Consider the following 735-nt stretch of genomic DNA (forward strand, 5'->3'; position numbering starts at 1 on the left):
CTCATTGCGCATCAACAGGACGGTTTTCGCAGACGACAAATCTACCGGCTGACGGCGTCGGGGATCCCAGAGCGCTTTCGCCACCCCCACCCGCAGGGCATTACGTACTTTCTTAGTAAAGTAATTCCGCCGTCTGTTGAGCTCCCTTATTTTATTAAATTTCTTTCCTGGGGAACCCTGCATGGTTGCATCGTGCATCATCCTAACCTCATTACCGCAATTATTAATATTCTGTGTCGTCCGATAGAGACTGAGCGAAATAAAAAAAGTTCGATTGAAAATGAAAATCATTCTTTTTTTTATTTACAAAACTCATCTGCGCCTGCGGGATTGCACCACAGCACTGTGAAGTAATAATGAGCGAATGGTGAATTTCCCGGCCCACCGTTGGCAGGCCGGCGCAACAGCGCTAAGCTGGCTGCTTTATGATGTCAGGAGGACGCTATGCTTGAAGCAGTAGAAGGTAATATCCACCAACGGCTGTGCGCGCTGCTCGACGAGCACCGGGCCCGCTACCGGGTGATGGCGCACGAGGCGGTCGGTCAGTGCGAAGCCGTCTCGGCAATCCGCGGCACCGCGCTTGGCCAGGGCGCGAAAGCGTTAGTCTGTAAAGTGAAAGGAAACGGCGTCAACCAGCATGTGCTGGCGATCCTCGCCGCCGATCGGCAGGCCGACCTCGCCAGCCTGGCCCGGCATATCGGCGGCAGCAAAGCCTCGCTGGCCAGCCCGGCGGAG

The 735-nt window shown here is 55.1% G+C and carries 1 protein-coding gene and 2 pseudogenes; 2 read left to right on the forward strand and 1 reads right to left on the reverse strand.

The genetic code is table 11. From position 1 onward, the window contains the following. Positions 1-198 (reverse strand): annotated as a pseudogene (locus ABD481_RS46545) (glycosyltransferase family 9 protein); the annotation flags it as partial. On the opposite strand from ABD481_RS46545, the pseudogene ABD481_RS46550 reads away from it, so the two are divergent. Both ABD481_RS46550 and ABD481_RS46555 read left to right on the forward strand, forming a co-directional pair. Next, positions 193-349 (forward strand): annotated as a pseudogene (locus ABD481_RS46550) (hypothetical protein). The pseudogenes ABD481_RS46545 and ABD481_RS46550 overlap by 6 nt on opposite strands. Before the next feature lie 95 nt (positions 350-444). Further along, positions 445-735 (forward strand): YbaK/EbsC family protein (locus tag ABD481_RS46555; RefSeq protein WP_344672329.1); only part of this gene is annotated, 291 nt, incomplete at its 3' end.

This window comes from Catenulispora yoronensis (assembly GCF_039531695.1).
Classification (GTDB): Bacteria; Actinomycetota; Actinomycetes; order Streptomycetales; family Catenulisporaceae; genus Catenulispora; species Catenulispora yoronensis.